Origin of the sequence: Streptomyces sp. UNOB3_S3 (assembly GCF_020740895.1) — a bacterium.
Classification (GTDB): domain Bacteria; phylum Actinomycetota; class Actinomycetes; order Streptomycetales; family Streptomycetaceae; genus Streptomyces.
The window spans coordinates 1-6,388 of record NZ_JAILXP010000394.1 but is presented as its reverse complement, the minus strand read 5'-3'; the positions used below and the strand labels follow the sequence as shown (position 1 = coordinate 6,388).

Sequence of the window (6,388 nt, the reverse complement as noted above, 5' to 3'; positions counted from 1 at the left end):
CCCCACGATCGCCGTCCCCGTGACCCGGTCCATGACCCGCCGGGCCGTCGGCTTCCGCAGCCAGTCCCGCAGCACCCGGGCGAAGCCCACCAGCACCGCTGCCCACAGCACGCCCAGCACCGCGTGCACCGACGCCAGCGCCAGCCCCATCACGAAATGCGGCGCCGACGCCGGGATGAACTGCGGCAGGACCGCGACGTAGAAGACGCCCATCTTCGGGTTGAGGAGGTTGGTGACCAGCCCCTGCCGCCAGCCGGCGGCGAAGCCGCCCGGGGTGGTGTCCTCGGCGGGCTCCGCCGAGGACGCCTCCGCCGTGGAACGGCCCCGCGCCTCCCACAGCATCCGGGCGCCCATCCACAGCAGGTATGCCGCCCCCGCCCAGCGCAGCGTCTCGTAGGCGAGGCGGGAGGCCGCCAGGAGGGCCGTCACGCCGGCCGAGGTGAGGGCGCCCCAGCACAGGGTGCCGGTCTGGATGCCGAGGACGACGCCCCAGGCCCGGCGCTGCTCGCCGCGGGCGGCGGTGCGGAGGATGAGGGCGGTGTCGAGGCCCGGGGTGATGGTGAGGAGCCCTACGACCAGGGCGAATGACCACAGTGCGGTGATGACCATGGAATGCCAGCGTAATCAGCCGATGATCGGCAGACCATGCTCCGGCGCCCGCGATATCCGAAAACGGGTCGGCCCCGGGCCGTCTTTCGACGGTCCCGGGGCCGGCCCCTCGGCCATGAGGAACCCTTACGCGTCCTTGGACAGGTTCGGGCCCGCGCCGCCGGCGGCGGACTCGACCGGCGGGGTGTCGGGCAGGGCCGACTTCTCCTCGCCGCGGAAGGTGAACTTCTTCTCCTCACCCTCGCCCTCGATGCCGACGACCACGATGTGGCCGGGGCGCAGCTCGCCGAAGAGGATCTTCTCGGAGAGGATGTCCTCGATCTCGCGCTGGATGGTCCGGCGCAGCGGGCGGGCGCCCAGGATCGGGTCGTAGCCCTTCTTGGCCAGGAGCAGCTTGGCGTCCGCGCTGAGCTCGATGCCCATGTCGCGGTCCTTCAGCCGCTCGTCCACCTTGGCGATCATCAGGTCGACGATCTGGATGATGTCTTCCTCGGACAGCTGGTGGAAGACCACCGTGTCGTCGACACGGTTGAGGAACTCGGGCCGGAAGTGCTGCTTGAGCTCCTCGTTGACCTTGGCCTTCATCCGCTCGTAGCCGGTCTTGACGTCGCCCTGGGCGGCGAAGCCCAGGTTGAAGCCCTTGGAGATGTCCCGGGTGCCGAGGTTCGTCGTCATGATGATGACGGTGTTCTTGAAGTCGACCACTCGGCCCTGGGAGTCGGTCAGGCGACCGTCCTCCAGGATCTGGAGCAGCGAGTTGAAGATGTCCGGGTGGGCCTTCTCGACCTCGTCGAACAGGACCACCGAGAACGGCTTGCGGCGGACCTTCTCCGTCAGCTGGCCGCCCTCTTCGTAGCCCACGTATCCGGGCGGGGAGCCGAAGAGACGCGAGACGGTGTGCTTCTCGCTGAACTCCGACATGTCGAGGGAGATCAGCGCGTCCTCATCGCCGAAGAGGAATTCGGCGAGCGTCTTGGACAGCTCGGTCTTACCGACACCGGAGGGGCCGGCGAAGATGAACGATCCGCCGGGGCGCTTCGGGTCCTTGAGGCCCGCACGGGTGCGCCGGATGGCCTGGGAGAGCGCCTTGATGGCGTCCTTCTGGCCGATGACGCGCTTGTGGAGCTCGTCCTCCATGCGCAGCAGCCGGGAGGACTCCTCCTCCGTCAGCTTGAAGACCGGGATGCCGGTGGCGGTGGCGAGGACCTCGGCGATCAGCTCGCCGTCGACCTCGGCGACGACGTCCATGTCGCCGGCCTTCCACTCCTTCTCCCGCTTGGCCTTGGCGGCCAGCAGCTGCTTCTCCTTGTCGCGGAGGGAAGCGGCCTTCTCGAAGTCCTGCGAGTCGATCGCGGACTCCTTCTCGCGGCGCACGTCGGCGATCTTCTCGTCGAACTCGCGGAGGTCCGGCGGCGCGGTCATCCGGCGGATGCGCATCCGGGAGCCGGCCTCGTCGATGAGGTCGATGGCCTTGTCCGGCAGGAAGCGGTCCGAGATGTAGCGGTCGGCCAGGGTGGCGGCCTGGACCAGCGCCTCGTCGGTGATGGAGACGCGGTGGTGGGCCTCGTACCGGTCGCGCAGACCCTTGAGGATCTCGATGGTGTGCGGCAGCGACGGCTCGGCGACCTGGATGGGCTGGAAGCGGCGCTCGAGGGCGGCGTCCTTCTCCAGGTGCTTGCGGTACTCGTCGAGCGTGGTGGCACCGATGGTCTGGAGCTCGCCACGGGCCAGCATCGGCTTGAGGATGCTGGCGGCGTCGATCGCGCCCTCGGCGGCGCCCGCACCGACCAGGGTGTGGAGCTCGTCGATGAACAGGATGATGTCGCCGCGGGTGCGGATCTCCTTGAGGACCTTCTTCAGGCGCTCCTCGAAGTCACCGCGGTAGCGGGAGCCGGCGACCAGGGCGCCGAGGTCGAGGGTGTAGAGGTGCTTGTCCTTGAGGGTCTCGGGCACCTCGCCCTTGACGATGGCCTGGGCCAGGCCCTCGACGACGGCGGTCTTGCCGACGCCGGGCTCGCCGATGAGGACCGGGTTGTTCTTGGTGCGGCGGGACAGCACCTGCATGACCCGCTCGATCTCCTTCTCGCGCCCGATGACCGGGTCGAGCTTGGACTCGCGAGCGGCCTGCGTGAGATTGCGGCCGAACTGGTCCAGGACGAGCGAGGTCGAGGGGGTGCCCTCGGCCGGGCCGCCGGCGGTGGCGGCCTCCTTGCCCTGGTAGCCGGAGAGCAGCTGGATGACCTGCTGCCGGACCCGGTTCAGGTCGGCGCCCAGCTTGACCAGGACCTGGGCGGCGACGCCCTCGCCCTCACGGATCAGGCCGAGCAGGATGTGCTCCGTGCCGATGTAGTTGTGGCCGAGCTGGAGGGCCTCGCGGAGCGACAGCTCCAGGACCTTCTTGGCACGGGGGGTGAAGGGGATGTGGCCGGACGGAGCCTGCTGGCCCTGCCCGATGATCTCCTCCACCTGCTGGCGGACCGCCTCGAGCGAAATCCCGAGGCTCTCCAGGGCCTTAGCGGCGACACCCTCACCCTCGTGGATCAGGCCCAGGAGGATGTGCTCGGTGCCGATGTAGTTGTGGTTGAGCATCCGGGCTTCTTCCTGAGCCAGGACGACAACCCGCCGCGCGCGGTCGGTGAACCTCTCGAACATCGTTAATCGCTCCTCAGAGCGGTCAGGCAGTTAGGGGTCGGTCCCCTCCCTGTCCTTCCGCATGCTAGTCCCGCTGGGCGGGACAGCTCATTCCAACTGCCGACACCCGTCCTTGGCCTCCTGCCCCGAACAGCCGACATCTGCTCCAACCTGATGGTGGGAGACGATGTTCCCGCAGGCCAGGCATATACGCCCACCATCAGTACGCCCACGGCGAACGCCCACCTGGGCCGACACGCCCGCCCCCGGTCCGGCCACCACCCCTGGTGGCGCGCCCCGGGGCCCGTCGTACCGCCTCTCCCCTCGGGGAATGTCTTACCCGCAAGGACTGACAGTCCATGCGGCGCACCCCCTGGGCATCCGCTACGGGCGAACACCCCCGCACCACCGGGTGCGCGTATGCGCTCCGCCCGTGTTATACGCGGAGTGTTCAACCGTCCACAGCGCGTAACCTCTGGGGTCTTCCACAGTTGCACCGTTCATGACGGTAGTCCTCCCGCGCCCGTGCCGCCCCTCGGACGAATCGCTCCCGCCGGGAGCGCAGGGTCCGCGGGATCCGGGCACGCGGCGCCGCTGGCGCCAGTGGTACGAGTGCGTGCTCGGCTGGCCGACGGGGCCGACCGCGGACGGGCGGCCCGTGGAGCTGCTCACCGGGGTCCGGTTCGACGCCCTGGGGATGCCCGCGGTCGCCGGGCGCGCGGTGCTCGGCCGGGTTCCGTCGACCGGTCCGGTCGCCCTGGACCGGCGGAGCCGGACGATGTGGTTCCTGACCGCCGTGGGCACCGCCGACGAGCTGCCGGGGCTGCTCGGCTGGCTGGAGTGGGGCGGGGTGGCCCTGGAGCTGACCGCCCTGGGTACGGGCGGCCGGATCGTCGCTCCGGCTCCTGTCGGTGCCGGAGCCCGCTCGGATCCCGGCGGGCCGGGGGAACGCGGCCGGCGCGGCCGCTCCGGCCGGGCCGGTCGGTACGGCCCGTACGGCCCCCAGGAGGGCGCGGAGGCCGTCTGGGTGCGACCTCCCGAGCCGGGGTGCGAGGTGGAGCCGACGCTGCCCGTTGTCGGCGTGGACGGCAGCGGTGGCGCCCCCGATCTCGTACGGCTCGTGGGTGCGGCGGCCACGGAGTGCCACCGGGCCCGACTGCTGCGCGCCGAGGGGACGCGCAGGGATCAGCCGCCGGGGGATCGCCCGGGAGGACCGGGAGAAGAGCCGGACGATCAGGCGTTGGCCTTCTCGTACGCCTCGCGGATCTCGGCCGGGACACGGCCGCGGTCGTTGACGCTGTAGCCGTTCTCCTTGGCCCAGGCGCGGATCTTCGCGGTGTCCGGGCTGCCGGCGGCGGTGGCGACACGGCCCTTGCCGCGGGCTGCGGAAGCGCGACCGCCGGTGCGACGGGCCGCCTTCACGTAGTCCGCGAGCGCCTCACGCAGCTTGTCCGCGTTGCCGGTCGTGAGGTCGATCTCGTAGGACTTGCCGTCGAGGGCGAACGTCACGGTCTCGTCGGCCTCGCCGCCGTCGAGGTCGTCGACAAGAAGGACCTGAACCTTCTGCGCCACGGGGGATTCCTTTCATCAGCGGAAAAGGATTACGGAGGAATAGCAAACCGCCTTTCCCGGAAAAACACAAACCCTCCGGGAAGGTTCAGCTGGCCTTCCACGTGGGAACGATGGCTTCCGGGCGTCCTCGATAGGGGCGCGATTCGGACATAGGGACCGCGATCACAGATGCAGAAGCATCCGGCTGTTGCCAAGGGTGTTCGGCTTCACTCGTTCGAGACCCAGGAACTCGGCAACACCCTCGTCATAGGAACGCAGCAGCTCGCTGTAGACATCGCCGTCCACCGGCGTCTCCCCGATCTCGACGAAGCCGTGCTTCGCGAAGAAGTCGACTTCGAAGGTGAGGCAGAAAATACGCCGCACCCCGAGCCAGCGCGCGGTCTGGAGCAGCTTGTCCAGTACCTGGTGGCCGACTCCGCCGCCCCGGACATCGAGGTCGACGGCCAGAGTGCGCACCTCGGCGAGGTCTTCCCACATCACGTGGAGAGCACCGCATCCGATGACGGTACCGTCCTCGTCCCGCTCGGCGACCCAGAACTCCTGGATGTCCTCGTAAAGCGTCACGGTCGCTTTGTCGAGCAGGATGCGGTCGCGTACGTAGGCGTTGATGAGCCGGCGGACGGCGGGCACATCGCTGGTGCGGGCCCTGCGGACGGTGACGACTTTAGTTAGAGCGGACATGACCGGACGCTATCGCCCCGGCGCTCCCGGGGTCTCGTCGGGCCCGTCGAGTTGCACGACCCGGATCGCGTCGCGGAGCGCTTCCCGTTGTTCGGCCGACATCATGCCGAAGAAGGCGACGAGAGCGGCGGCGGGGTTGTCGCTGAGCGACCAGGCTTCGTTCATCAGTGCGGCCGAGTAGGCGGCCCGGTTGGAGACCGCCTCATATCGATAGGCGCGGCCTTCGGCTTCCCTGCGGAGCCAGCCCTTCTGATACAGGTTGTCCATTACGGTCATCACGGTCGTGTACGCGATGGACCGTTCCTGCTGAAGGTCTTCCAGGACTTCTCTGACAGTGACCGGCCGGTTCCACTCCCACACGCGCGTCATCACGGCGTCTTCCAGTTCACCCAGGCGTCGAACCACACGCGAATAATAGTGGGAGATGTCGCGAATGCCGGTTTATCGGCGCGGATCAGCGCGGCAATCCGGGCAGCGAAAAGGGCGTACGTCCCGGGGAATGGCCCCGGGACGTACGCCCTCGCACCCACCGGGTGCGTCGGTACGTCCGTGCGCGGCGTCCTGACTAGGCCTTGGCGGGCTTGGAGGACTGCTGGGCGGCTTCCACCCGGGCCAGTGCGGCATCGACGATGGCGTCTTCCTTCGCCTTGTTCGCACCACCCTGACTCTTGACGATCGTCACGACCAGCGCGGTGAAGGCGATCGCCATCACCACGGGCGGGACCAGCGCGGCGACGTAGTCCATGGCCGTCGGCTCCTTCTGGATCGGGGTTTCGCGCCGACTGCGCGACTCGTCCAGATTACGCATCCGCCTTTTCCTCCGGGCCGCCCGGGTGGCGGGCGGCCCGGAATACCGGACGGGACCGGGCCGGGTCAGGCCGGGCGGGCCGCCGGG

Annotated in this window: 7 protein-coding genes; 1 reads left to right on the top strand and 6 read right to left on the bottom strand. The window is 69.2% G+C overall.

Annotated elements, in window-relative coordinates:
* Together K6I33_RS29840 and K6I33_RS29835 are read right to left on the bottom strand one after the other, a co-directional pair.
* Window positions 1-609 (bottom strand): LysE family translocator (locus tag K6I33_RS29840; RefSeq protein WP_229357661.1); only part of this gene is annotated, 609 nt, incomplete at its 3' end.
* Between the two features lie 126 nt (window positions 610-735).
* Window positions 736-3,261 carry an ATP-dependent Clp protease ATP-binding subunit gene (locus tag K6I33_RS29835; protein WP_229357660.1) on the bottom strand — a complete coding sequence of 842 codons (2,526 nt, stop codon included), beginning with the start codon at window positions 3,259-3,261 and terminating at the stop codon, window positions 736-738.
* 481 nt (window positions 3,262-3,742) lie between these two features.
* Here K6I33_RS29835 and K6I33_RS29830 point away from each other — a divergent pair, with 481 nt between their 5' ends.
* On the top strand, window positions 3,743-4,543 hold the full coding sequence (locus K6I33_RS29830; RefSeq protein ID WP_229357659.1) for an SCO3374 family protein: 801 nt from the start codon (window positions 3,743-3,745) through the stop codon (window positions 4,541-4,543).
* On the opposite strand, the gene K6I33_RS29825 is transcribed toward K6I33_RS29830, so the two are convergent.
* The 4 genes from K6I33_RS29825 to K6I33_RS29810 all read right to left on the bottom strand — a co-directional run bounded on the left by K6I33_RS29825 (window position 4,474) and on the right by K6I33_RS29810 (window position 6,238).
* The gene (locus K6I33_RS29825; RefSeq protein ID WP_229357658.1) at window positions 4,474-4,812 is read right to left on the bottom strand and encodes an Lsr2 family protein; all 339 of its coding nucleotides are present in this window, start codon (window positions 4,810-4,812) and stop codon (window positions 4,474-4,476) included. The genes K6I33_RS29830 and K6I33_RS29825 overlap by 70 nt on opposite strands.
* Before the next feature lie 162 nt (window positions 4,813-4,974).
* Complete coding sequence (locus K6I33_RS29820) at window positions 4,975-5,493, bottom strand: amino-acid N-acetyltransferase (protein ID WP_229357657.1); 519 nt, start codon at window positions 5,491-5,493, stop codon at window positions 4,975-4,977.
* Window positions 5,494-5,502: 9 nt separating this feature from the next.
* Window positions 5,503-5,898, bottom strand: a complete 396-nt coding sequence (locus tag K6I33_RS29815) for a BlaI/MecI/CopY family transcriptional regulator (protein ID WP_126915359.1) — start codon at window positions 5,896-5,898, stop codon at window positions 5,503-5,505.
* Window positions 5,899-6,058: 160 nt separating this feature from the next.
* Entirely contained in the window at window positions 6,059-6,238 is a 180-nt protein-coding gene (locus K6I33_RS29810) for a hypothetical protein (RefSeq protein WP_229357662.1), read from the bottom strand.
* Window positions 6,239-6,388: the final 150 nt, after the last annotated feature.

Bases quoted from the DNA above. Each gene is read 5' to 3' on its own strand.
- K6I33_RS29835 (WP_229357660.1), bottom strand. From the start codon at position 3,261: ATGTTCGAGAGGTTCACCGACCGCGCGCGGCGGGTTGTCGTCCTGGCT.
- K6I33_RS29830 (WP_229357659.1), top strand. From the start codon at position 3,743: ATGACGGTAGTCCTCCCGCGCCCGTGCCGCCCCTCGGACGAATCGCTC.
- K6I33_RS29820 (WP_229357657.1), bottom strand. From the start codon at position 5,493: ATGTCCGCTCTAACTAAAGTCGTCACCGTCCGCAGGGCCCGCACCAGC.
- K6I33_RS29810 (WP_229357662.1), bottom strand. From the start codon at position 6,238: ATGGACTACGTCGCCGCGCTGGTCCCGCCCGTGGTGATGGCGATCGCC.